21 protein-coding genes are annotated in these 25,973 nt (G+C 39.9%); 5 read left to right on the forward strand and 16 right to left on the reverse strand.

What is annotated here, in order from left to right:
* Nucleotides 1–4: 4 nt before the first annotated feature.
* The 7 genes from EFY79_RS02145 to EFY79_RS02175 all read right to left on the reverse strand — a co-directional run bounded on the left by EFY79_RS02145 (nt 5) and on the right by EFY79_RS02175 (nt 3,908).
* Nucleotides 5–382 carry a VOC family protein gene (locus tag EFY79_RS02145; RefSeq protein ID WP_123119009.1) on the reverse strand — a complete coding sequence of 126 codons (378 nt, stop codon included), beginning with the start codon at nt 380–382 and terminating at the stop codon, nt 5–7.
* Between the two features lie 86 nt (nt 383–468).
* Nucleotides 469–894 carry a hypothetical protein gene (locus EFY79_RS02150; protein ID WP_123119010.1) on the reverse strand — a complete coding sequence of 142 codons (426 nt, stop codon included), beginning with the start codon at nt 892–894 and terminating at the stop codon, nt 469–471.
* 63 nt (nt 895–957) lie between these two features.
* Nucleotides 958–1,539, reverse strand: coding sequence for a PRC-barrel domain-containing protein (locus EFY79_RS02155; protein ID WP_123119011.1), 582 nt, complete (start codon nt 1,537–1,539; stop codon nt 958–960).
* 32 nt (nt 1,540–1,571) lie between these two features.
* The gene (locus EFY79_RS02160; protein WP_123119012.1) at nt 1,572–2,177 is read right to left on the reverse strand and encodes an OmpA family protein; all 606 of its coding nucleotides are present in this window, start codon (nt 2,175–2,177) and stop codon (nt 1,572–1,574) included.
* A 154-nt stretch (nt 2,178–2,331) separates the two neighbouring features.
* The gene (locus EFY79_RS02165) at nt 2,332–2,880 is read right to left on the reverse strand and encodes an AAA family ATPase (protein ID WP_123119013.1); all 549 of its coding nucleotides are present in this window, start codon (nt 2,878–2,880) and stop codon (nt 2,332–2,334) included.
* A gap of 42 nt (nt 2,881–2,922) precedes the next feature.
* The gene (locus EFY79_RS02170) at nt 2,923–3,222 is read right to left on the reverse strand and encodes a DUF6582 domain-containing protein (protein ID WP_123119014.1); all 300 of its coding nucleotides are present in this window, start codon (nt 3,220–3,222) and stop codon (nt 2,923–2,925) included.
* A gap of 152 nt (nt 3,223–3,374) precedes the next feature.
* Nucleotides 3,375–3,908, reverse strand: a complete 534-nt coding sequence (locus tag EFY79_RS02175; protein WP_123119015.1) for a hypothetical protein — start codon at nt 3,906–3,908, stop codon at nt 3,375–3,377.
* 329 nt (nt 3,909–4,237) lie between these two features.
* Between EFY79_RS02175 and EFY79_RS02180 the strand changes: the two genes are divergently transcribed.
* The 3 genes from EFY79_RS02180 (at nt 4,238) to EFY79_RS02190 (ending at nt 7,075) form a co-directional block, all read left to right on the forward strand.
* Nucleotides 4,238–5,035, forward strand: a complete 798-nt coding sequence (locus tag EFY79_RS02180; protein ID WP_123119016.1) for an alpha/beta hydrolase — start codon at nt 4,238–4,240, stop codon at nt 5,033–5,035.
* Nucleotides 5,036–5,145: 110 nt separating this feature from the next.
* The gene (era, locus tag EFY79_RS02185; RefSeq protein ID WP_123119017.1) at nt 5,146–6,012 is read left to right on the forward strand and encodes a GTPase Era; all 867 of its coding nucleotides are present in this window, start codon (nt 5,146–5,148) and stop codon (nt 6,010–6,012) included.
* Nucleotides 6,013–6,094: 82 nt separating this feature from the next.
* The gene (locus tag EFY79_RS02190) at nt 6,095–7,075 is read left to right on the forward strand and encodes a chorismate synthase (RefSeq protein WP_123119018.1); all 981 of its coding nucleotides are present in this window, start codon (nt 6,095–6,097) and stop codon (nt 7,073–7,075) included.
* Here the strand turns inward: EFY79_RS02190 and EFY79_RS02195 are convergent.
* From EFY79_RS02195 to EFY79_RS02210, 4 genes are all read right to left on the reverse strand, one after another.
* On the reverse strand, nt 7,072–7,440 hold the full coding sequence (locus tag EFY79_RS02195) for a YraN family protein (RefSeq protein ID WP_123119019.1): 369 nt from the start codon (nt 7,438–7,440) through the stop codon (nt 7,072–7,074). The two genes, EFY79_RS02190 and EFY79_RS02195, sit on opposite strands and share 4 nt — an antisense overlap.
* Before the next feature lie 24 nt (nt 7,441–7,464).
* A complete protein-coding gene (locus EFY79_RS02200; RefSeq protein WP_123119020.1) occupies nt 7,465–8,040 on the reverse strand; it encodes a DUF6580 family putative transport protein in 576 nt (191 codons plus the stop codon).
* A gap of 115 nt (nt 8,041–8,155) precedes the next feature.
* On the reverse strand, nt 8,156–8,623 hold the full coding sequence (gene rnhA, locus EFY79_RS02205; protein WP_123119021.1) for a ribonuclease HI: 468 nt from the start codon (nt 8,621–8,623) through the stop codon (nt 8,156–8,158).
* 53 nt (nt 8,624–8,676) lie between these two features.
* A complete protein-coding gene (locus tag EFY79_RS02210; RefSeq protein WP_123119022.1) occupies nt 8,677–10,305 on the reverse strand; it encodes an acyl-CoA carboxylase subunit beta in 1,629 nt (542 codons plus the stop codon).
* Between the two features lie 77 nt (nt 10,306–10,382).
* Between EFY79_RS02210 and EFY79_RS02215 the strand changes: the two genes are divergently transcribed.
* Entirely contained in the window at nt 10,383–12,533 is a 2,151-nt protein-coding gene (locus tag EFY79_RS02215; RefSeq protein ID WP_123119023.1) for a hypothetical protein, read from the forward strand.
* A gap of 41 nt (nt 12,534–12,574) precedes the next feature.
* Here EFY79_RS02215 and EFY79_RS02220 read toward each other — a convergent pair whose 3' ends face one another.
* The 5 genes from EFY79_RS02220 to dnaE all read right to left on the reverse strand — a co-directional run bounded on the left by EFY79_RS02220 (nt 12,575) and on the right by dnaE (nt 24,851).
* Complete coding sequence (locus tag EFY79_RS02220) at nt 12,575–13,090, reverse strand: putative periplasmic lipoprotein (RefSeq protein ID WP_123119024.1); 516 nt, start codon at nt 13,088–13,090, stop codon at nt 12,575–12,577.
* A 23-nt stretch (nt 13,091–13,113) separates the two neighbouring features.
* The gene (tamL, locus tag EFY79_RS02225) at nt 13,114–15,447 is read right to left on the reverse strand and encodes a translocation and assembly module lipoprotein TamL (protein WP_123119025.1); all 2,334 of its coding nucleotides are present in this window, start codon (nt 15,445–15,447) and stop codon (nt 13,114–13,116) included.
* Complete coding sequence (locus EFY79_RS02230; RefSeq protein WP_123119026.1) at nt 15,444–20,573, reverse strand: translocation/assembly module TamB domain-containing protein; 5,130 nt, start codon at nt 20,571–20,573, stop codon at nt 15,444–15,446. Before EFY79_RS02230 ends, tamL begins: the two co-directional genes overlap by 4 nt.
* 264 nt (nt 20,574–20,837) lie before the next feature.
* Entirely contained in the window at nt 20,838–21,155 is a 318-nt protein-coding gene (gene trxA / locus EFY79_RS02235; protein WP_123119027.1) for a thioredoxin, read from the reverse strand.
* A gap of 93 nt (nt 21,156–21,248) precedes the next feature.
* Nucleotides 21,249–24,851, reverse strand: coding sequence for a DNA polymerase III subunit alpha (gene dnaE, locus EFY79_RS02240; protein ID WP_123119028.1), 3,603 nt, complete (start codon nt 24,849–24,851; stop codon nt 21,249–21,251).
* A gap of 340 nt (nt 24,852–25,191) precedes the next feature.
* Between dnaE and EFY79_RS02250 the strand changes: the two genes are divergently transcribed.
* On the forward strand, nt 25,192–25,905 hold the full coding sequence (locus tag EFY79_RS02250; RefSeq protein WP_123119030.1) for a C40 family peptidase: 714 nt from the start codon (nt 25,192–25,194) through the stop codon (nt 25,903–25,905).
* Nucleotides 25,906–25,973: the final 68 nt, after the last annotated feature.

A 25,973-nucleotide genomic window follows, 5' to 3' on the forward strand; every position in this document is an offset into this window, starting at 1 on the left:
CTAATTATTTTATTTCAGAAGTAATCCACCATACGTTTCCGTTCGTATCTGACACTCCGCACGACCTTCCGTACGATTGGTCAGCCGGCTCATTGACGGAGGTAGCGCCATTTTCCAGGGCTTTGGCGTATGTTTCATCCGCATTATCCACATAAACAAATAAATTGGCTGTCTGAACGGGGAATTGATCCGTAGACTGAGCGCACATGATAACGCTTCCGCTGATTTCCATTTCAGCATGACGAATAGTATGGCCATCTTCCCTCAGTTCTTTGTATTTGGAAGTGGCGTTAAATACTTTTTGTGTGAAGTCAATAAACCCTTCAGGGTCGTTTAAAATTAAGTAGGGCATTACAGCCTGGTAGCCTTCTGGTATGTTCATGATTGTAAATTATATCATTGATAAAGCGGTTTATAGTGAAGCAGCAAATAGCCGGAATTTGTATTCCGGCCTGTTCACCACTTTATTTATTTTCCAAACATTTTTCCTATGCTTCCGGTAATATTTGACAGCGTATCGCCAAGGCCTTCTTTCGTAATGCTTGAATCATTGGGATCATTTACCTTATGCACAAATTTTTGCAATATGCCCGGAATCGCAGCAGCGATAGCCCCTGAAATTGCAGGAGATAATCCCAACTTGCTAGTCAGGCTTCCCACAATTCCTCCTTCTATAGCGCTGGGGATAGTGCCACCACCGGCAACGCTGTTTTGAAGTGAAGAAAGAAGCCCGCCAATGCCGCCCTGTTGAGCCGCCTGGTCTTTGATGCTACTAGTGATTTGACTGGCAACTTCTTTATGCACTTCTTCCTTTTTATCGTCAGGAATTTGTGAAGCAATTTCAGGATTATTGCCTAAATGATCTTTTACAAGATCTAAAATTTGATCAAACATAGCTTTGTGTTTATTTTAATAATTTTATGTTACCGGTAGAAAGATACTATAATTTTTTAACCTCTAATATGGATTGCGACCTTCTTCTATTTCAGGTGGAATATCATCGCTTCTATCTATGATGTCAGGCGGGTTTTTTCTGACGTAGGTGTTGTCTGCCGGTGGGGGCACCAGGGGGTCAAATGTGGCGCCAGGACTATAATATTTGTGATTATAAAATTCCTTTGGATCGAAATAGTCCGGGTCGTCATACTCAACTCTCTCAACCGGGGCAAATACATTTCTAACTTCTCTTTCGGTAGCGATAGTTAAATTCCCTTTTTTATAATCCGGAAGGGAGGCCAGATGGCCAACCGAAACTTCCGGTAACAAGACCACTTTATTAGGCTTATCAACGATGGCTAATCCTATGGGTATAATTACATCCCGCGAAACAAGGTTTAACGGTTTTCCGTCCAAATCCAGGATTAAATACCTGACTCTTAAAGATTCAACATCAAATAAGAGTTCATTTACCTTCCCGATTTCTATGTTCTGGCTGTTCTTAACCTTCCATCCCCGGATATCAGGTTCGCCATCCCTGATTTCATATCCGCTTGAACGAAGTTCTTTAAGATTTAAATTAGCCATTGGTTTTTCTGACATGATTAATATTTTTTAATGAATATTTTTAGTGATTATCTTTTTACTACGATGCTTACCTGGTCCTTTTTACCGGGTACAGAAGTTCCCTCTCCCGGATGAAATACCGATATCCGGCTTTGATCAATATTGGTATTTTTCGCCAGGTAATTGCTAACAGATTCGCCTCTTTGCATTGCCAACTGGTCTGCATGCGCGGTATCGGATTGGGCATAAATACGGACATCTGCAGTATTAAATCTTTTATTAATAGAGGATGCCACCTGGTCAAGACTTTGTTTTCCCTCTTTGCTTAAATCACTTTTCCCATTCTCAAAAAGCTTAGATACATCTTCCGAATAAATAACAAAATGTGAATTTGATTTTGTAACTAGATTTTTATCAGACACTTCAGGATAAGAAGTGTCGGGTGAATCAAAATCAACCTGGTCCCACAAATTGGCTGTGGGAGCCACTGCCGGGCTTGCCGAATCCGCGTTATTAATAGTAGCCGTTGAATCGGCGGCGCCCGGAAGTTCAAGTGATTTTCCCTTTTGATAATAATAAAAGTAATAAACAAGTGCAGCAATAATTATCAGGATAAGCAATAGCCAAAGCCACCAATAATTGTTTCGTTTGGGTTGAACATGTAATTCTGCCATCGTTATGCAATTTGATTTATTCCAAAAAAGTTACATATTACGTGCCACTTTTTTTGAAATGGCACGCAGGATTTTTTTTTAAAAAAAACAGTGAACGGGCAAATAGTGTTGATTTTTTATTTTGTTGTGAAAGCATCGTGTTTTTGAATTTTTTTTATTGCTGATGAATAAATCCCAGGATTTCTTCAATTCCAGGATTGTAATTATCAGTCGTATCAATCACCATGGTAGGAAAACCTGATTTTACGGGATTGTAATTATAAAATAGTTTGTTAGCAATATCTTTCACCCCCGACCTGTCGCCATGATATTTCTCCCTGGAAGATTCCTGTAAATATCTTTTTTCGAATCTTGATAAGGCAATACTAGGCTCCGTTTTGCAAATAACAATTTTTATATCCGCACCCGATTGAAGGATGGATAATTTAGGCTGCCATAATTTATCCTGGAAGGCCGCCTCAATTACGAGCGAGATTTTTCTTGATATTAGTAATCCGATAGTATCAAAGAAAGCCTCGTAAATGTGTTTTGCCGAATCGTCGTTCAATTGCGCATGCGGAACACCTGTCGTATTGATATAACCTTCTTTTAGCTCATCTCTTGAAAGAAGGGGGCAGTGCGTTTTTTCAGCTATCAAATGGGCAAGCGTAGTTTTGCCCGATGCCGGCATACCGGTTATTACCACAAGCAATGGTTTTTTCATTAAATACTGGCTTCTTTTAAAAAGGATTTTGACTCCCGTTGCTTAATGGGCAGAATTTTTTGTGTGCGGTTTTTTCCCGAGGTCGTGCCAGCTATCTTCTTCGATGTTCACATCATAATGTTTTGCCGCCTTTTTAATATTGGCAAATGCTTCATCACGTTCGCTGTCTGAAACATCCTTTACCTGGTCAAACCGTGCCAGCGCATTCCTGACGTGAGATGCATCTGTTAAGGGTTCTTTGCGTTGTTTGGGAAATGCGAAAACGCTGTCGGGCAAATCGTTTTGTTCTTTTGTACTTATTTTGCCGTGTTCTGTGTGGGGTTTCCATGTTGCGTGTGCCATAATAATTTTATTTTAGATTTCTTTTTTATCGAACTCAAAAAACCTGCCAGTGGAAAGCTAAGAATGTTAATTTAATATCGGGTGCTGATTAAATCCAAATAAAGTTGTCGGTTAAAATTATATACTAACGGTAATCCGTACACGAAAAATAACTACTCTTCGTTTTCGGAAATAATATTTCCTTTATAATCTGCATACTTATATTGGATCATGCCATCTTCACAGACTTTCAACTTATATTGGGGACGGTTGTCAGACCCGGTATTGGTGCTTATGGAATACAGGTGGCCTTTAAATTTTTCAGTTATAATAAGTACAATTTCTGCAGGAACATAATTTATTAAAACAGGCATGGCACCACTTAAACCGGGGCATTTATCAGGCCAGTCGTGAAAAATCATTGGTTCGCGCACCGGCAGAAGTGGTATGACAACAAAATTTGCTGAGGCCGTAACAGAGGCTATCAAAGCAGGCGCCTGGATGGTTACCGGCTTAGCTATCAGAGGAGGTGGCGGTGTTTCTTCTTTCGGAGGAGGCACTACAATTGGCGTTTCAGCAGGCGGCTCAGGGTTTGGCGCAGGCCGCATCTGCCGTCGTGGCCTGGAGTCGTCCCAATAATGCAGATATTGCGCGTGTAAATCATGAACGCACATCATCATAAGCGCTGCAATAATCCACTTTTTCATAAAAGTAAATTACCGAAATAATTCCCGTAGAATGCCCTTTTCAAAGCGATTTTTATGCACATTTAAAATCTGGTAATATGAAAGATTTTGACGATTAACGAAGAAATGCAGCTCTTTTTTTTAAACAGCAGTGAATGAATGAATAAGCGGGATTTTTATTTTGATATAAATCCGGATGAATTTTATAATAATAATATATTACTGTTTTGTAACTATGTGTTTTGAAAAAACTTTAATGATTACAAATCTCTCAGCATTATCCAGGCAGCGAATAGACAAAGCGAAATTTTTTAACTGATTTAAGAACCTGATTGTATTATTTTGGCACGATGAAATTTGAAATTAAGCGCCAGCGGCAAATTGTTAAGTCTGAGTATTTAAAGAGGGAAGTTGTTGTTGACTTCTATATGCCTCCTCTTGCAGAGAATTTGAATAATTGCCCACTATTGTTAATAAATGATGGCCAGGATTTGATTACGATGGATTTTAAAAACATTCTTGAGACACTTTATGCAAAAAATAAAATGGTGCCTTTGCTTTGTGCAGGCATTCATTGCGGCGCCGACAGAAAGAATGAGTATGGCACAGCACACAAATTAAATTCGAAAGGTGAAGGTGCAAAAGCTGCTTTGTACTCACGTTTTGTAATGGAAGAGCTACTTGATTTTGCCCGGAAAAAATTTGCAATTAATTCTTTCAGTGAAAAATCTTTTGGCGGATTTTCCCTGGGCGGCCTTAGTGCGCTTGATATAGTTTGGAACCATGCCAGTGAATTTTCTAAAGCGGGGGTGTTCAGCGGATCGCTGTGGTGGCGCTCTGTTGAGCAGGATAATCCGCAATTTGATGAAAACAAACACCGCATCATCCATAACGAAATAAGGGAAGGCGGCTATTATCCCTGGCTGCAATTCTTTTTTGAAACAGGAATTTTGGATGAAACTGCAGATCGCAATCATAATGGAATCATAGATTCGATTGACGACACGCTGGCCTTAATCGCGGAGCTTAAAAAAAAGGGTTATACCGAGAAAAATATTCGTTACCTCGAGTTGGCAGATGGCGGCCATAACGTAGCCACCTGGGCAAGGGCTTTTCCTGAATTTCTGCAATGGGGTTGGGGAATTTAAGCAGTAAAGCAAATTATATCCACGATTTTTGTTTTGTTATTTCTCAAAAGCCTTTCATGCACCTTGATTTCAATAGCATTTAATTTGCAATGAATTAATTTTGCAGGATTATGAAATCAGGGTTTGTAAATATTTTTGGAAAGCCAAACGCAGGCAAAAGCACATTGATGAATGCCCTGATGGGAGAGAAGTTGGCGATAGTCTCACCAAAAGTGCAAACCACGCGGCACAGGATTAAAGGAATCCTGAATACAAAAGATTACCAGGTTATTTTTTCTGACACGCCAGGAATTATTGAACCAAAATATAAGCTGCATGAAAAGATGATGGCCGCTGTTAAAAGCAGCATTGAAGATGCGGATGTGGCGTTGTTGCTGGTAGACATCAAAGACAATTTGCAGGAAGCGGATGAAATTTTTTCTTCATTGGGCATCAAAGCGCCGTCGATTGTAGTGTTGAATAAAATTGACTTGTCAGACGCGGCTTCCATTGAAAAGGCAATTCATTTTTTTTCAGAAAAAAAATATTGTCAAAAGGTGATTCCTGTGTCAGCGATTAATCATGCGGGAATCCAGGAATTGATAGATGCGATTATCAGCCTTCTTCCTGAAGGAGAACCTTTTTACCATGACGATAATCTTAGCGATCTGCCCATGAAATTTTTTGTGGGAGAATTGATACGCGAAAAAATATTTTACCTGTACCAGGAAGAAATTCCTTATCATGCCACGGTGTTGGTGCAGGAGTTTAAGGAAAAAACAACGCTTACAAAAATTACGGCGGATATTATTGTTCAGCGCGAAACGCAGAAAGGAATTATTATTGGCCACAACGGAAGTATGATTAAAAAGCTTGGAACGCTTGCCAGGAAAGACATTGAAGAATTTATCGGCGGAAAGGTTTTTTTGGAATTGTTTGTGAAGGTGAGACCGAAATGGCGCGACAATGAGATTCATCTAAGAGAATATGGATATTAGGTCAGACCGAAGGTCGGCACCGGTTTTATAAAAGTTTAAAGATAGTTTATCAAGTTTAGATAGTTTAGAAAAAACACAAAATATGAATTCATTTGGAAGAAATTTTCGGGTACAGATTTTAGGACAATCGCATGGAGAATATGTGGGGATTGTAATTGACGGATGCCCTCCGGGGATTTCAATAAAGATTGAAGATTTTAAGGAAGATATCGACAGGCGGAAGCCAGGCGCAAAAGGCACTACACCGAGGAAAGAAGATGATATTCCTGAAATAATAAGCGGTGTTTTTAATGATAAAAGTACGGGCGCACCCATCACGATACTTTTTAAAAACAGCAATACACGAAGCGGCGATTATGAAAAGCAAAGAGCCGTGCCGCGCCCGGGGCATGCGGATTTTGTTGCCCATAAAAAATTTAAAGGATTTGAAGACTTCCGCGGTGGTGGCCATTTTAGCGGAAGGCTTACCGTGTCGCTGGTGGCGGCGGGCGTGATCGCGAAAAAAGTTATCGCATCTTATTCTTCTGAAAATAAGATTGAAACACATGCATCTATTTTAGAAATAGGAGGGGAGAAAGATATTGAGAAAGGATTGCAAAAAGCAGTGGATGCAAAAGATTCGGTGGGCGGAATAGTTGAATGCAAAGTATCCAATCTTCCTTTGGGATTGGGCGAGCCTTTTTTTGATTCTGCTGAATCTTTGATCAGCCATGCTGTATTTTCAATTCCTGCGGTGAAAGGTATAGAATTTGGAGCCGGCTTTGCGGCGGCTAAAATGTTTGGAAGCCAGCACAATGATTCAATTATTGATCTGCAAGGCAATACGGAAACCAATAATGCAGGAGGTATTGTCGGAGGAATTACCAATGGCAATGAACTGGTTTTTCGCATCGTGGTGAAGCCAACTTCTTCTACCCCGAAAGTGCAGGAAACCCTGAACCTGGAAACAGGCAATGTAGAGCCATTTTCTGTTAAAGGCAGGCACGACCTGTGTATTGCGCTGAGAGTGCCCGTAGTGCTGGAGGCCGTAACAGCAATTGTTTTGGCCGACCTGATGTATTAAATATTTGGCGGAACATACACGTCTTCAATAAAAAAGTATTCAACCGGCATATTTTTTATTAAAGTGATAGATAAGATATCAAACCTGATCCATTTCCATTGTGGATAAAGAATCAAATATTCTTCTGAAGCGTTGATCAAATTTTCCATTTTCTTTTTTGATACATCATCTTCGGGGTATCCAAATTTTTGTGTCCGTCGTGTTTTTACTTCGATAAAATGAAGTGTATTTTTATGCGAAGCAATGATGTCCACTTCCCAGTGGCTGTGCCGCCAGTTTAGATGCAGAATGGTGAATCCCTTTTCAGTGAGGTATTTGGCAGCCATCTGTTCGCCAATAAGGCCGGTACGATTATGATGTGCCATACTTCTTACTGTAATAAAAAAAGATTATTTAGCGATTACTCTTGCCTTAGCTTGCCTTGTAATCATAAAATAATAACTGCCAAAAAACAATGCGGAGAAAATAAAGGTAGCAGCAACACTCCAGGGATAAAACGGAAGACCATCGCTGTAGCACATCAGCAGACCGCTGAAAGTTTTAGGCCTTGCATAACCTGCGAGCGGGGAAGCGCTTGCCCAAACTAAAAAATTGGATATGAGAAAATACACGGTGGGAGCCACAAAGGAAGCAATGGCAATTTTTTTAACATTGAAATTTTTAATAAAAAACCCAAACACTGTTAAGCCGCCAAATAAAATGTAATTGGTTAACTGGCCGTCATAAAATCCGGTAATATTACCCACGCCATTAATATATAATAATTGATATAAACCATCAGAGATGAACATTGCCAGGAGCGGGAACAGGAAAGCAAACTTTTTATCTTTAATAACTGCTCCGCCAAAGATAGCCATAGCAATCATTGGCGCAAACCCATAAGGCCTGCCCGGCATAATCCTGTAAAGGGAAGCAACAATAATTAATATGATAAAACTGATGGCAAGTTGTTTTGAGTTTTTCATTTTTTATTTTTTGCAAAAATAGCAATTTTTACTTTTTCGGGAGGTTGTAAAAAGAGAGAAGCAGTAAACCAACAAATAACTAAGATTTTATTTTGTTCGGGTATCGTTCAAAATATTATTGGGATTTTTCATAACCTTCATCAATTAATAAATTATTGCCATCTGCGGCCTCGGTGGCCAACTGGTCGCAGCGGTTGTTCATCGGGTTTTCAGCATGGCCTTTCACCCAATTAAAGTTAATGTGGTGATTCTTAGACAGCGAATTGTATTTTAACCAAAGGTCTTTATTTTTAATTCCTCCTTTGAAATCTGTTTTTATCCATTTGTCGAGCCAGCGCTGCATCACCGCCTTCACCACATAATTACTGTCGGAATAGATAGTAATATCAAGATTATTTTTCTTTAACGCTTCTAATGCAGCAATTACGGCCATTAGCTCCATCCTGTTATTAGTAGTGCGCCTGTATCCCTGGGACAATTCTTTTTTTACTTTCCCCCAAATTAAAATAACTCCATAGCCTCCGGGGCCGGGGTTTCCGCGGGACGAGCCATCTGTAAAGATTGTAATTTGATTTTGTTGCACAGGCGTATTCTTGAATTGAAAACAAAGTGAAATGAATAGAAATTTTTTTCTTTTTAAACCTGGAACACGCCGGTTTTAAATTCTTCCATTTTTGGATTGTGATTGGCTGCAGATAAATTTTCAGAAATGAGCTTGCGCGTATCTTTCGGATCTATAATTGCGTCTACCCATAACCGTGATGCTGCATATACCGCGGTGGTTTGCGTGGCGTACTTATCCATCATTTCTTTTAAAAGGCTTTCTTCTTTTTCGGATGTAATCTCCTGGCCTTTGGCTTTCAAAGAGGCCACTTCAATCTGTAACAAAGTTCTCGCAGCCTGCTCGCCACCCATTACCGCTATTTTTGCAGAAGGCCATGCATAAATAAATCTTGGATCATACGCTTTTCCACACATGGCATAATTTCCGGCACCGTATGAATTGCCCAAAATAAAAGTGATTTTCGGTACTACTGAATTGGCTACCGCATTTACCATTTTTGCGCCATCTTTTATTATCCCGGCGTGCTCGCTTCTGCTGCCCACCATAAAGCCGGTGATATCCTGGAAGAATAATAATGGAATTTTTTTCTGATTGCAGTTCATTATAAACCGTGCACCCTTATCAGCGCTGTCGTTATAAATTACGCCACCCATTTGTAATTCGCCCATCCTGTTTTTAATATTCAACCGTTGGTTGGCAACTATTCCAACTGCCCAGCCATCTACCCGCGCGTAGCCACAGATAAGCGTTTTACCATAATCCTTTTTAAATTCAACAAATGAATTTTGATCAATTATTGTTTCAAGAATTTCGTGCATATCATACGGCTTCAGATTTTTTTCCGGAAAAATGCCGTACACATCAGAAGGTTTTTTTGCAGGCGCTACCGCTTCAATCCTGTCAAAACCGGCTGAAGGTGTTTTGCCGATTTTTGCAATAATACTTTTTACACAATCAAGGCATTCCTGTTCTGTTTCAAATTTGTAATCGGCAATGCCGCTGATTTCAGTATGAGTTACCGCGCCGCCTAAGGCTTCATTATCCGTGTTTTCTCCGATAGCTGCTTTTACCAAATAAGGGCCTGCTAAAAATATAGATCCATTGCCTTCTGCCATTATCGTTTCATCGCTCATGATAGGCAAATAAGCGCCACCTGCTACGCATGGGCCCATCACGGCTGCAATCTGCGTAATTCCCATGGCGCTCATCCTTGCATTATTTCTGAATATGCGCCCAAAGTGCTCTTTATCCGGAAATATTTCGTCCTGCATGGGAAGAAACACCCCCGCGCTGTCTACAATATAAATTACCGGTAAATTATTTTCCATGGCAATTTCCTGCATGCGAAGATTTTTCTTACCGGTGATGGGAAACCATGCCCCCGCTTTTACCGTCTGATCGTTGGCAACGACCACGCATTGTTTTCCGGAAACATAACCTATTCCGGAAACTGTTCCGCCTGCGGGGCATCCACCGTATTCTTCATACATGCCATATCCCGCAAATGCGCCAATCTCGATAAAAATTTTATCCTTATCAACGAGGTAATTAATCCTTTCCCGTGCAGTAAGCTTGTTTCTTTTTTTTTGTTTTTCAATGGCTTTCTTACCTCCGCCTTCTTCTATTTTATCTAACAATAATTTCACATTTGAAAGTGCCAGCCGGTTAGCATCCTCATTTTTATTCATCTCTATATCCATGACTTATTTATTAGATTCAAATCTAAAACATTAATTCTTATTTAATTTGGAACTTCATTTGCTTATGCTTTGCCTTAATGAGACGATTTTCCAAAAAGATAATTTATATCATCAGCGCGATAATAATCCTGGTGGTAGCGGCGTGGTTTGTTTGGCAACACTTTAAATATAAAGTAGCCAACAATGCACTGGCGACAACTGTAAAGGAAGAAACAGACAGCTTATATTCTATCAAATATGATTCCCTTTCGTTTGATGCAGTGGCCGGTCACGCCACCATGAAAAATGTACGCATCATTCCGGATACGCAACGCATTAAAAACATGGATGTGGAAAATATGCCCGATATCATGCTTGACATTACCATAAAGTCGCTGCTGGTAACTGGCGTTAAAACCGCGAAAGCCTTACAGGGTAATAAAATTGAAGGGGACTCGGTGGTTATTGACAATCCTGAAATAACGCTGTATTCTCTTAAGCCTTTGCAAAAGAAAACGATATTTCAAAATGAAGCGCGCGAATTCTATCAACAGATTCTGGGCAAGCTTGATGTCATAAAAGTGGGTTTTGTTTTTGTAAATAATGTGCATGTAAAAGGCATTGATTTTTTTAAAAAAGAAAACAATTTCGAGTTGATAAACGGAAAATTTTTGCTTGAAGATGTTTTAATTGACAGCTCACATAACAACGATACCAACCGCGTTCTTTTCTGTAAGCAAGCCGCTTTTACAATTGATTCTTTTTTTTCGTTTAACCATGACCGTAGAGAGCTTGCTGTGAAACAGGTTCAATTCCTGGGCAAACAGAAAAAGCTTTTATTTAAACGCATTGAAGTAAACAGGTTTGCCAATGACACTTCCCGGCCAGTGAGCTTGCTGGATGCAGGCGACCTCATGCTTACCGGTGTAAATACAAATGAGATTGTAAAAAATAAAAACTTATGGGTGGACACCATTGTGTGCAGGGAAATTAATATTTACGAACTTCCTGTGGAGAATCTGAAGACAACGGCTCCGGGCGGTAAGAAAAATTCATTAGATAGTACTGGTTTTACGAACGTTTACAGTGTTTCGTTAAAGCATCTTCACTTTCCAAAAGTTACTTTTATACCCTTTGCAAAAAGTAAATTTTCCATCGGGAATATAGCTATTAAACTGAATGATGTAAATGCAGACAAGATTGTGCAGTTTCAAAATCATCCAATGAATTTTACCAAAGAAGCCGAAGTGGATGTTGATAAATTTTCCCTGGAATCGAAGGACAAAAGTTACCGGTTTAATTTCGACGGCATCAGCATAAATTCATTGCAGCAGGCACTTCGTATCCGCTCATTTAAAATTGTTCCATTTACTTCCGAACAAAAATTTGCTGATGCATTTCGTTTTCAAAAAGACCGCTACGACCTTTCTTTAACAGGCCTCACCTTGAAGAATATCAACATGAATAGTTTGCTCGATAAAAAGATTGAGGCTTCTGACTTCGTGATTGAAAATGCAAATGCAAAAATTTCAAGGGATACCCACAAAGCGCTTGAGCATAAAAGCAAGATTGGAAATTATCCTTCACAAATGTTAATGAAATTGGATATCCCGGTCAATATCAAAAATATGAAAATCAAAAATGCCAATGTGGAATACCGCGAAAATCAAAAAACAAGCGATAGTGTTGGCGTTGTTCAGTTCTCAAAAGCCAGTTTTGATATTTCAAACATTACAAATATGCCGGATGCAATTCAAAAGAATAATATGCTGAATATTGCTTTCGAAGCCAACGCGCTGGCAGCAATACCCATGAAGGGTAACTTTAAATTTGTGTTAGGCAATCAAAATGGCAATTTCTTTGTAAATGCGCATGTTGCGGCCTTTGATGCGAAGGTGTTGAATAAGGTTTCAATACCAATGGCGCTTGTGAAAATCAATTCAGGAAAAATTCATTCAATTGATTTTCATTTCAAGGGAAATAATAAAAAAGCATCCGGAAGTTTTTTGATGAATTATGAGAACATGAAAGTAGATGTATTGAAACGTGATGAAGAAACAAAGAAAATTAAAAAAAGAGGGCTTTTTAGCTTTGCGGCTAATCTTCTTGTAGAAAATAAAAATTCAGGTAATTCAGTTGAGGCAGAATCTGATCGCAATATTTATAAATCTTTCTTTAACCTGGTATGGAAAACAATTTTTGCCGGCATGAAAAAGACATTAGGGGTACCTCAATCTATCGGAGAATAAATATTCAATATTTGTTCGTTCACTGTTTATCTCAACACTGTTTATCTCAAATCCTTAAAATCGTCCCTGCTATATACGCCGGCTTCCGCATGGTCGCCCGATTTCATTTTTATATTTACAAAATGAATATTTGGCATTTCAGTAAGCGTATAAGTAGCTGACGCGAGGAAATTTTCTGCGCCGGTATCGCCGATACCATTGGTAAGCCTTTGACTATCGGGAATTTTGATATAGATAGTATCATGAGAAATTTTTTCAAAATCCATTTGAATGTCAGGATAGTTCGAGTTTAAAAGATCGATCAGTTGTGAATAGGAATAATTTTTTATTTGAGCCGAATCCGGAGCTTTTAATTTATCCTTATTGGCTCCCTCCGGCTGAACGGTCCAAATCATTGACCGGTTGATAATTGTGCGCATAGAATCCGGGTTGTTGACAATGGTAGTAACTGAATCTGTAACTTCCAGCGGTGCCGGGGTTTTGACTGTATCCTCCTGGTTTGAATTGCAGGCGCTCATAAAAAATAGTACAGCCAATAAAAAAATAATTTGTTTCATACGGGTAATTTAATAAAATCTTTTTAGAATGGATAACCGATTGCGATATTTAATATGAGGTTTTTTCTTCTCCATTCGCTGCTTCCAAAATCAATTTTATTAAGCACCCATCGCTCACCTTCCGGCAACCAGGGTTTTCTGAGCGGCATCCCAAGGTCCAATCTTAACAGCAGGATGGTAAAATTTAAGCGTAAACCAATTCCGGTTCCTACAGCCAGTTGGTTCAGGAAATGAGACGTAAACTGCACGCCAGGCCTGAGCAATTGGTCAGGATGGCCCGGAACTGTCGTTGTGTCTTTATTATACAGCCAGATATTTCCGGCATCAAGAAAAACTGCTGCGCCAACTATTTTATTAAGCTGGTATCTTAATTCAGTATTCATTTCTAATTTCAAATCCCCGGATTCGTCAGGAAAAAATGTGGCGCTGTCTGCATTGGCTGGCCTGTAAGTGCCGGGGCCAATGCTCCTGCTTCTGAATGCCCGGATACTATTATTTCCGCCTATAAAATATTGCTTGATATAGGGCAATTGCCGTGAGTTGCCATAGGGATAGCCAAAGCCAAGGAGAAGCCGGTTTGCCAGCCTGGCTTTACTGCTAAGCTGCAAATAATATCTTACGTCTGTTTGGGCTTTCAGGTATTGGGAAATGGCTGCCCCGAAAAGCCTCTTTTGCTTTGTTACCGGGTCTTCAGGGATAAACAGGCCGGAAACATTACCGGAAAAATCAGCCAGGCCTTCAAAGAAGAATCCGCTTCCGAGTTCATTGCTGACAAAGGGATTAACAGTAAACGTATAATTAGAGCCAATAATAAATTGGGTGTCTATCGAGTGTTTTAAAATCGGGTTCTTGATAATACTGTCCAGGTACTCTTTGGTCACATTTACAGAGTGCACATAGTTTACCGAAAAAAGATTAAATTTTTCAGACACATCATAACTTGGTTTCCATTCATATCCTAATTCTCCTTTTACTGAACTTAACGTATAAAGTTTCCTGCGGTTTAGCAGGTCATAGTCTAAACTGATCCTAGTTTTTGGAACAAATGCATTGGTAGTATTGAAGTGGAAAAACGGCACTACAAATTTTGGGAACGTAAGCGAGGCACCGGCGCCAAATGTGTAAGTATTATAGCCACTTTTTGCGCCGCCATATTGAACTTCTGTACCCAAATTACCATGAATTTCCAATTCTTCAGCGCCTTTAAAAGTGTTCCTGTTTTTAAATGAAAGCGTAAGTTGTGAACCTACATAGTCATTTGATTTTGTATTCCCCGAAAGCTCAGCTCTCAGGGATTTTTTTTCCTGTGGTGTAAGGTAATAATATGCATTAAGTCTTCCTGTGTCCGCGCCCGGTGATGGAGTAACATCGAACCGGTTTTTTACAAATTTGAATACATTTAAATTGATCAGCCTGCTCAATGTAAGATTGTGATCGTTCCTGTTATAAACATCCCCGGAATCAAACCGCATAATTTGAGGAAATAATTTTGGCCTAAACCTATTTCGCGGATCTACAATATAGTAGCCGCCATACAACGCCTTTCTCTGAAGCGAAGTATCAGAGCGTGTTCCATTTAACCGGTAGTCCGTAAAAATATAAACGCTGTCAATAACATAAGGCTTTTCTGCAATGTCAGGCGCATCTTCTTTTACCCTCAAAAACATATTTACCTGGTCGGTGCCAACCGTAGAATCTACTTCTACAATAAGCGCGTCGGGGCTAAAAAAGTAATAGCCTCTTTCTTTCAAAATTCCATCAATCCGTTCCCGCTCTGCTTTTATTATGGCAAGATTAAAATCATCGCCCGGTTTAAGAAAAGACTTCGGTCTTGTTAATTTTATCGCTTGCCCCAGTGAAGAACTGTCAGTTTCAAACGTAACGTCCTTGATCGTGTAGGCGTTACCGGGTGTAACGGTATAATAGGCATGTCCTTTTTTGTGTTTTACAATAGTATCGCCTGATGCAACTGTTTTGAAATAACCCAGGTTTTGCAGGTAGTTCGTCAGCAGTTTTACATTGTACTCCAGATTGACGCTGCTTAGCAAAACAGGCGGAGTGCCGATTTTCCTGAGAAACTTTCGGATAAAGCCGTGCTTAGAAGTATCACCGGCCATGTTGTATACAATAAGCTTGAAAGGAATGCCAAAAAAGCGGCCGTTGGGTTTTGGCTGCGGTAAATTTTCGGTGGCTTCTTCCACTTTCTTTTTTTCTTTTTTTGAAAGGGTGCTGTCCTTAACTTTTACGGTGGCTCCTGTGTAAAGCGCATCTCCTTTTGGAACCAATTTAGTAACGTTACAAGATGTGAATACTAAAATGGAGACTATAAAAAATACGGTGCCTTTTCGATTGATCATTTTTCTGCTGCTTTTGATGGAGGCGTTACTGATTTAGCATCAATTTCCTTTTGTGTTTGCTCTTTCTTCAGTTCTTTATTGTGCTGTCTTATCTGCCTTTTCTTTTTGCGTTGTTCTTTGCTAAGAAAGATTTGATTGAATCTGTTGTAATCTACCGAAACAATAAATCCGATACCTGTCTCAATTACATAGCCTTCGAGCTCGCCGGTGTAATCATTTTTCCGATACACTCTCACTTCATATCTGCCGTCTTTGGTAAGCTTGTAGTTGATAGAAATATTCCCGGCAAATCCGTTTTGTGGCTTGGCCGTTTGCTCAGGGCCCTGCAGTTGAAAATCGTTGCCAACGGTAACGGAAAGCCTGTCATTTAAAAGCCGTTTGGTAAGCCCCACGTTTAAGTCGGTTTTATCCTGTTCTGTACCTGTTGTGTAATCCTGTGTGGTAGCTAAATCCGCATTAATGTCCACTCCCGGAATCAGGTTGGAAGTTAATTTATTGAGTTGTTCAGACAACAGGCGGCTCACACTTTGCATGGCCACAAACTTAGCGCTGGTGGATCCGCCGCTGCTCGAAAAGGGATCTTCGCCTACAAACCGGTTCAGCAGTAAAAGGGCAAATACCTGTTTATTCATTTCGTTGGGTTCTTCACGCAATTGAGCCAGCTTGGTTCTTACTGTTGTAGTTACAGTGGTGGATACTTCATAGCTCTGCTCTTTTGGAAGTACAATATCAAAACCTATCTGCGGCTGAAGCAGTTCTCCTGTTAATTTGAGATCAACTTCAAACGGAAGCTTTTGTTTATAGATCGCTTGATTGGCGCTTTGTATCTGCCCCTGCACGAGGTCTATTGGTGCTGTATTGGCAATATAAACTGCGGTTACGTCCAGTTGGCCCGATGTTGGTTCGCCGGTCCAGATAATCTTACTGCCTTTTTGAATATTAAATTTCCTCTTGATGAAATTGTACGATAGGTTATACGTTCCATCATTAATTTCATAGGTTCCTGTCAGCGTTACTTTTCCACTCGCATCTATTCCTCCTGTCAGCTGCCCGTCGCCCTGTAATTTTAAAAAATCGCCACTGCCCGCATCCACAATCATGTTGAAAATTGCTTCCTTATCAATTTTTATATTTAAGGAAACATCATATCCTTTTAACGGCGCATCTTTTAATGAATCGTAAGGCGACATAAATAAAGAATCTTCCAGCGTTGCGCTTCTGTCTACAAACCTCACAATGCCTTTTCTTTTTTCAATGCCAACAGTATTTTGAGGCAAAACGACCGTAAAATCGGTGTTCTTATTTATTACGAGGCTACCATCCACTTTAGGAAGCGTCGGTGAACCTGTGACTGTCAGGTTGGTTGAAAAGATCATCTTCCCGTAAAACAACTGGTTATCCTTATTGGTTGAATTTATTGCCTGGAAATTATCGGCCTTTATTTTCAGGTCAAAAGTGTAATTAAGAAAGTCCTTTGAATTTATCATTCCATCTAACACAATTGTGTTGTTGGTGGTATCCCTGATGGTAAAGGTATTCAGACGAATACCTTCGTTATTGACAATGGCAATTGCTTCATTGTCTACTTTGAAAACACTATTCAGGCTGGCGACATACACAGCCGTATTATTAAAATGTATTTTTCCATCTACGTTAGGATTTTTTAAAGAACCGTTCACGGCAACCTTGCCATATAAATTTCCTCTTGCATTTTTAATGGCACCATTACTAACGCCTTCCAGCGTTTTCATCTGCAGGCTGGTTAGGTCTGCCACAAAATCAAAGGTGCTGTTAGTGGGATCTACATTGTAGACCCCCTTAATTTTTAAATCGTTTCCGTTGCCTTCCAGCCTCACATCAGCCTCATATTTATTGGCAACATTATTATTGACTTTCGCTGTGAATGTGCCAATCGTATCAGCGTGCACGCTCAGATTAGTCACCACAAGATCGGTTGTGAATGTGGGCTGTGTTTGCAAATTTTTTATGAGGGCATTACCGTTCAATAAACCATTTACCAGAAACGAATCGCTTTGAATAAATCCGGTAAGTGTGGAAATTTTAAAATCCTTAAAGTTTACTTCAAGTGGCGAATTAGCGCCAGCGCCCTGGCTGTTAATTACCAGATGCTGATTGCCTTTGCTTAAGTCAAAGTTCTTTGCAATAATGCTACTGCTGTCAATTTTGATTTGATTGTCCTGGCTGATAGTCCATGGATCATAATTGAGCAGAAGGCTGTCAGGACTCAAGTGTATCACATAATTATTTAAGGAAGATTGATCAAAGCTTCCGCGCAGGCGATATTTATCTTTCGATTTTTGGTCTTTTATATTGAGTGTGTAATCGAGATTGTTGTGATGCAGGCTTCCGTCTAATGATGTTTTGAAAATCGCCAGCGAGCTACCGCTTGCAAATTTTTCCAAAGAAGTATTAAATGCAAGAACGCTATCCTTTGTGGCGGCTTCAAAATTCAACGAATCGATCACCATCGATCCATAAACAATGTGCGGTGATTTGAAATACATTGACATGCCACTGTCTGAAGAAAAATTTGCACGTAGCACCACTGTTCTTAATTCGCTTAAGGTTGGCAAAAATGCGTGTAACGTTTTATTGTAAATTATGGAAGCATTTACCGCAAAATCATACGGGGCAACCGTTACAGTATCTTTTGATGAGGCTATGGCGTAGTAAGGCTGAATAGATTGCTGGATAATGCTTCCCAGTTGTGTGAGCTTATATTTCCCTTTTATTGAAGCATTAAAAAAATCTGAACTTACTTCAATCGTTTCATTTTGTTCTGAACTTGTGGCGAGCAATGAAAGCGTATCAAGCGTAATCCGGTTGCTGTCTGTAACCAGTATTGAATGGGTGACGTTTAAATTTCCCGCAAGGTGGTCAGGATCCAGGTTGGTAAAATCTGCGTCAATATCCCCGTGATAAATTAGCTTATTGGCAGTAAGATTCAGCGGCAAAGTTTTAATACTGTCGATTACCGATTTCAAATTGAGCGTAGGATATTTTCCGGAAAAATTTCCGCTGCCGTCTATTCTTGCAGTGAGGTTGGGATCGGAAAACGTAGCATTAATTGAGTAATTTTTATTCGCTATCGTTCCATGAGCCTCGATGTTGTGATAATTGTATTTGTTTAAAACAATTGACGGAATCACTGCGCTGAAAGTAGCATTCGCGATTTTGGGATCCAGCCCTGAACCTTTTACTTTAAAATTTGCGGTGACAGCTCCTAATTTAGGATTTTTCATGAGAGCTCCTAATTGCAGCGATCCGGTATGTAATACTACATCGTACCTGGCTTTTATTTTATCCGTAATATTTTCCAGCGTGCCATCCACGGCAGCATTTCCGTACGAAGACCTGATAGAAAGATTTGCGTATAAATTTTTCATTCCTCCCTTTATTTTTCCATTGGCCGAGAGCGCAGCAGGAAGTGAAATATTTTGTGGTAATGTATTTGGCGGAAGCAGTGAAACAATATCCCTTCGGGATGTTTGAAATTTATTGATCGTAAGATTTGTGTATAACGCTTTGGCATTGGGCAGGCCGCTTACAGATCCATTCACATTGATATCTGTGGAAGATAATCCTTTTAATATGAGTTTTTGAAAATTCATATTATTCACCTGGCCTGTGATGCGCGCATCCACAAAAAGGGTAGCATCTGCCGGAAGCGATGAGGTTTGAGCTTTTAATTGCGGCACAAAAGTCCAAAGATCTTTAATGGCTATTTTGCTGTTTTCCAAATCAATGTCAAGCCCCAATTTGCCCGGATCACTTTTCAGCGCTGCCAATGAGGGATATGATATGACAGCTTCTTTTTTGATATCGGAGCCGGGTGTTTCAATCAGCAAATTTTTCAATGAAACTCCTGTAGGATTCATTTCAAAATCGGTGGTCAATTTATTTAAAACAAAGCCACTTTGTTCCTTCATACTGGCTGATTCAACGGATGCACGAATGGTATCGCTGCTGAACACAATATTGGATCCTTTTATGGAAAGGCCTTCAATGCCTAAGTGCGAAAAATCCATGCCTGACGGCGCTTTGGGCTTTGACTGATCATCGTAATTCAGATTCAGCTTATTAATTTCCACATTGCCCGCAATAATTTTCATGGAAGGCGTTTCAGGAGCCGATGACACAGAATCCGGAGGCTTCACATCTGCTTTTTGAGACGCGGTTTGCACTTTGATATCTGAATTGTTTAAAAGCGCACTCTCTAAGGTAACCACACTATTTTTAAGATCAATTGTTTTGGGATGAACCTGCGCTTTGCCAATCACAAATGAAGTGTTTAAATGTGAAGGTTCACTGTTATAGGCCACATCAATATCTGACAAATTGATCTCTCTATTAAGAAGCTGCAAATAGTTATCGGGTTCTGCCGCGGCTTCCGAAACCGTAGTTTTTACTGGCTCCTTCAATGGTTTCAACTGGTTAAAATGGCCATGAAGGCCGTCAAGCGTTATTGAAGGAATATCGAATAATAGATGAGAAGGATCAAATTTTGAAATCTTTGTATCAAAATGCCCGAATGTAAGATCCATGTCATTACCAGTAAACAAATCTTTATAGATGATTCTTGTTTTGTTTACCAGTATTTCATCAATGCTCATTTGCAGGGTGGAAGTATCAGAAGAGCTTTTGCTGAGTGTGTCGGGGCTTGAAAACGCGTCTACAATAAACTGGAAATTAAAAACAGAATCAGGAGGCAATCGTTTTACTTTGGCCACAATTCCATTAAGTGTGATCTTCTTAATATCAATATTGCTGCTTATCAGCTTCACCATATCCATTTTCACTTTCAATTCCTTTCCGTAGAGAAGGGTGTCTTTAGAAAGGTCTTCAATGAAAATATTTTGTAAAGATAGGGTCGTGGGAAAATCAATATCCAGCTTACCAATTTGAACCGTTGTGTGTAGTTTGTTTTGAAGATATCCTACCACTTTCTTTCGGGCAAAATTTTGGACAAAAGAGGTTTGAATCAGGATCAAAACCAACATTACAAGGAACAAAACTGAAGCAATAATCCATAATAAAACCTTTAAGAGCACATATCCGACCGATTTTTTTCTTTGGGGTTCAATACCTTCTTCCTTTACTTCCATACTGGTAACTGGTTATTAATCATGTATCTCAAATTGCACACCAAACTTATAGTGTCTTATGATTCTCTTAATGAAAACATTGTCAAGATAATTCTCATTAGAGCAATGATGGATGCACATCAAATTTTTCACAGGAATGACCGGTGCCGGGGATGAATAGGTTTTTAGCTGATTTTCAGAATAAAAAATCTTGCTATTTCCTGGTTTACTGTAAAAAAAAATCTCCCGGTTACAGGAGATCTTTTTGAAACAAATTTTTGATTCTTATTTGTGGGCTTCAATTTTCTTTACAAAATTCGCCTTTGGTTGAGAGCCGACTAACTTATCAACGACTTTTCCTTCCTTCACAAACAGAATAGCGGGAATGCTGGTAATGCCGTAGTTAACGCTAAGCTGGGGATTTTGATCAACATTTACTTTACCTACATTTACTTTTCCGTCATATTCTTTTGAAAGTTCTTCTACCACGGGGCCTATTGCACGGCAAGGGCCGCACCATTCTGCCCAAAAGTCTATCATAGTTAATTTGTCTGAATCCAAAACTTTTTCTTTAAAGTTCGCATCGGTATATTCCTGAGCCATAGTTTATTTTTTTTATTTAGAAATTAATTTAATATCCTGTAAGTTGCAAAGTTAAAGCCAATATCTTTTCCATGTTGAATTGTCATATGGGTATTATGTTAATTCTATCGTTACTTCACATTCCGGCATGTGTTGCAGATAATTAGCCATTTCGTCATTCATTTCAAAAGCATTATCCATCGTGCACATAGCAAAGCGCAGGTTGGATATATCATCGCAAATATTTATCCTGAGGCCTGAATTTCCCGGGAATTTTTGAAGATTTTCACCTACAAAGGTGATCATTTCTTCGGAAACATCTTTCGGGTTGATTCCGATATTTAATTTTTTAGTATTGCTTTTCATTACTGTTTCCAGCAAACAAGCCTGGTTAATCCGGAATTCATAAGGCGATGTGCTGAAGCGTTGCCTGAATGCGCCCGAAATGCAGAGCACCATGCCGGGCTCAAGATAATGGTTATACTTAGCGTAATCTTCCCCAAACAGCATCAACTCCATTTTTTCTGTGTAGTCTTCAAGGTGAAGGATGCCAAATTTATTTCCCTTTTTTGAAATGCGATGCTGCGCTTCCGTCACCAAACCTGCTATCCTGAATGCCCTGGAAGGATTGGGAAACAGGTTAACCGCCGCTTTAAATTCATTAAAGTCTGCAATGGTATCGAATTTATAATACTTCAGTAAAAATTTAAAATTATCCAGTGGATGGCCGCTTAAGTACATGCCAATTACGTCCCTTTCATTGTTGAGCAACTGAACCAGCGGCCACGGCTGGCAGTCAGGAATTGCCGGTGGCGTTACGTTATCCATTTGCAGATCGCCAAAAAGCGTGTTGGTGTTATTGTTTAGCTGCGCCTGGAACTGATGGCCAAAGCGAATTATTTTTTCCAGCGATGTCATATTTTCTCCCGGCACGGTAAAAAAGAACTGGGCCCGGTGAAAATTATTAAAGCAATCAAAAGCGCCTGCATAAGTAAGGCTTTCGAGCGATTTTTTATTAACGGTTCTTTGGTTCACGCGCTTAATCATATCGAAAATGGAAGTGAAAAGGCCGTGCTTTTCCCTTTCTTCAATGATGTTTTCGATGGCCGCTTCGCCTACGCCTTTCATTCCGCTGAAACCAAATCTTATTTCGCCTTTTTTGTTCACCGCAAATCCTTTTTGCGATTCGTTGATGTCTGGCCCCAGCACGGTTAAGCCCATCCTTTTACACTCTTCCATAAAGAAGGTTATCTTTTCAATGGCGCCTGCGTGATTTAAAACGGCCGCCATGTATTCACTGGGATAATGCGCTTTTAAATAAGCAGTTTGGTACGCCACAAATGCATAGCAGGTGGAATGCGATTTGTTAAACGCGTATTGGGCAAATGATTCCCAGTCCGACCAAATTTTTTCTAATATTTTTTCAGGATGGTGTAATTTTTTAGCGCCTTCGATAAACTGCGCCTTCATTTTATCCAATACGTCTCTTTTCTTTTTCCCCATTGCCTTTCGCAGGATATCTGCATCGCCTTTGCTGAAGCCGGCTAATTTTTGCGAAAGCAGCATTACCTGTTCCTGGTATACCGTGATGCCGTACGTATCTTTTAAAATTTCTTCCATTTCAGGCAGGTCGTAAACAATTTCCTGCCGTCCGTGTTTCCGTTCAATAAAGGCCGGGATATAAGCCATTGGGCCCGGGCGATATAAAGCGTTCATGGCAATCAGGTCGTCGAACTTATCCGGCTTTAATTCTCTCAGGTATTTTTGCATACCCGTACTTTCAAACTGAAAAGTGCCATTGGTGTCTGCCCGTTGAAAAAGCTTATAGGTTTCTCCATCATCCAGCGGCAGCAAGTCAAGGTCAATTGATACACCATGATTTCTTTTGATGAGGCTGAGCGCCGTTTTTAAAATGCTAAGCGTTTTTAATCCGAGAAAATCCATTTTTAAAACACCGGCGCTTTCGATGTTGCTGCCATCAATCTGCGTCAGCCACAACTCCGAATCTTTTGAAGAAGCAACCGGTATCAGTTCCATAAGGTCTTGTGGAGCAATGATTATCGCGGAAGCATGGATGCCCGTATTTCTGACAGAACCTTCAAGGATTTCTGCTTCATGTAATACCTTGCTTCGTATATCGTCGCCATTATAGATATCGCGGAGCTTCATGATATTGCTGAGATCATCAGGCCCTACGCCATCTTCAGTTAAAGATTTTGGGCCCGTAACAGGAGCCATCAACACTTTCTTCAGCGAAGTGCCCGGCCGGTCGGGAACCAGCTTTGCCAAAGCATTGCTTTCTGAAAGCGGCAGATCCATCACGCGGGCCACGTCCTTAATGCTCATCTTGGCTGCCATTGTGCCGTAAGTAATAATTTGCGCTACCTGGTTTTTCCCGTATTTATCCACCACATAATCGAGCACTTTTTGCCTTCCTTCATCATCAAAATCCGTATCAATATCCGGCATGGATTTACGGTCAGGATTTAAGAATCTTTCAAAAAGAAGATTGTATTTAATGGGATCAATATTGGTAATTCCGATGCAATAAGCAACCACCGAACCTGCGGCTGAGCCACGCCCCGGGCCTACAAATACACCGAGATCTTTTCCCGCAACAATGAAATCGCTCACAATTAAAAAGTAGCCCGCAAAGCCCATTGTTTTGATGGTAAATAATTCAAAGTTTATCCGCTCTTCTATTTCGGGTGTGATGGTTTCATATCTTTTCTTTGCGCCGCTCCATGTTAAATGATCGAGATAAGCTTCCTGGTTTTCAAATTCTTTGGGCACCGGAAAATGAGGTATCAAAATATCTCTTTTTAAATCAAGCACCTCAATTTTATCAATTACTTCGTTGGTATTATCCAGCGAATATTGTAAATCCTGGAAAGCGGTAAGCATTTCTGAAGTATTCTTCAGGTAGAACTGGTTATTGGGAAATGCAAATCTTTTATTCTTAATGCTGACGTCATCATCCGTGAATTCGCGAAGGGCAGGAGTGGCCTGAGTTTCACCCGTATTGATGCAAAGAAGAATATCATGCGCGTTAAAATCTTTTTCATCTACATAATGCGAATCATTGCTGGCAATTACTTTTACCTCATATTTTTTGGCAAATTTGAGCAGCACTTTATTTACTTTTTCCTGCTCAGGAATTCCATGGCGCTGCAGTTCCACATAGTAATCTTTTTGAAAAATATTCAGCCACCATTTGAATTCATTTTCCGCCTCTGCCTCGCCTTTTTTTAAAATCGTTTGCGGCACCAGTGCACCGAGGCAGCAGGTAGTGGCGATTAAGCCCTTGTGGTATTTATGAATTAATTCTTTATCAATACGCGGGTATTTTGAATACATTCCTTCGATGTAGCCAAGAGAGGTAAGCTTTGAAAGATTTTTGTACCCTTCTGCATTTTTAGCCAGCAATATCTGGTGATGGCGGGGATCTTTTTGTTCCTTTGTAAATTGCTTCTGGTGCCGGTTTTCGGTGATATAAAACTCACATCCGACAATCGGCTTTACTTTTAAAGTGCCATCATCATTCTTAAGTGTATGCGCATGTTTTACAAACTCAAAAACCCCAAACATATTTCCATGGTCTGAAATGGCAAGAGCCGGCATACCATCAGCTATCGCTTTATTGTAAAGAGATTTTATAGATGCTGCCCCGTCGAGGAGGGAGAATTGCGTATGAACATGAAGATGAGAAAATTTCATTTAGAGAGTTGTAAATTGAAAATTGAAAATGACTACTGACTACTGACCACTGACCACTGACCACTGACCACTGACCACTGACCACTGACCATTCCCGGCTCCGCAAATATCGCAAAAAAGCGACCGCCTCTTTTTGTAAATTATCAACATAACTCACAGGATTTTAAGATTTTTTTAATGAAAAAATATTTGTGAATTATTTGCTTTTTTCTGAGGTGAAACTTACCTTCGTCACATTCAGAAAATAAAATGTGAAGCGATTCGTTTGTTTTAAAAGCTAAGCCTGTGAAACCAAACTCAATGCTTAATCTTTTTAATAAATGATAAATAACCCGATAGAATGAAAAAACCTGCATTAATCTGCCTGGCAATACTATTTTCATGTTCCCTACAATTCGCGAATGCCCAAACAGGCGTAAATGCTGTAAGCACTGCAAACTTAGGTAGTGACGCAAGCTCTTCTTCCCAAATCGATGGGATTTCTTTTACTCCGGATGGCATTTTAAGAAATACTGAAAGTGGAGGCACAAAAAGCATAAAAAATATTCCTGCCGCTGTGGTAACCAAAGAAGCGGCCAAACCAGAGATAGAATCACATTCACTTATTGAAAAGCTTTCTTCGCTTCAGTATAAATATGCGATGATGATGGACGTGGATGTAGAATCTTTAAAAAATCTGACCTTGCTTGGGTTCATAGATGATTGGTTCGGCACCCGCTATCGCTACGGTGGTGAAACAAAAAGAGGAATTGATTGCAGTGCGCTTACCGGCGCTTTACTGCTTGCTGTGTATGGATTCAATATGCCGCGCACTGCCCGTGAACAATATGAGGCTACAGAGCACATCAGCAAAAATGAATTAAAAGAAGGCGACCTGGTATTCTTTAATACCCGCGGTGGCGTTTCGCATGTAGGTGTTTACCTCGATAATGATTATTTTGTCCAGGCCTCTTCACACGGCGTCACGATAAGCAACCTTGATGACCATTATTATTCCAAAAGATTTATTTGCGGAGGCAGAGTGGTGCAAGATAAACTGGCAGACTGCAATTAAAAGTACAATACAATTTTTTTAGAGAGGAAGCCCGGCGGTTTCCTCTTTTTTTGTTATAAAAATATTCT

The organism is Hanamia caeni (assembly GCF_003721595.1).
GTDB classification, from domain to species: Bacteria; Bacteroidota; Bacteroidia; order Chitinophagales; family Chitinophagaceae; genus Ginsengibacter; species Ginsengibacter caeni.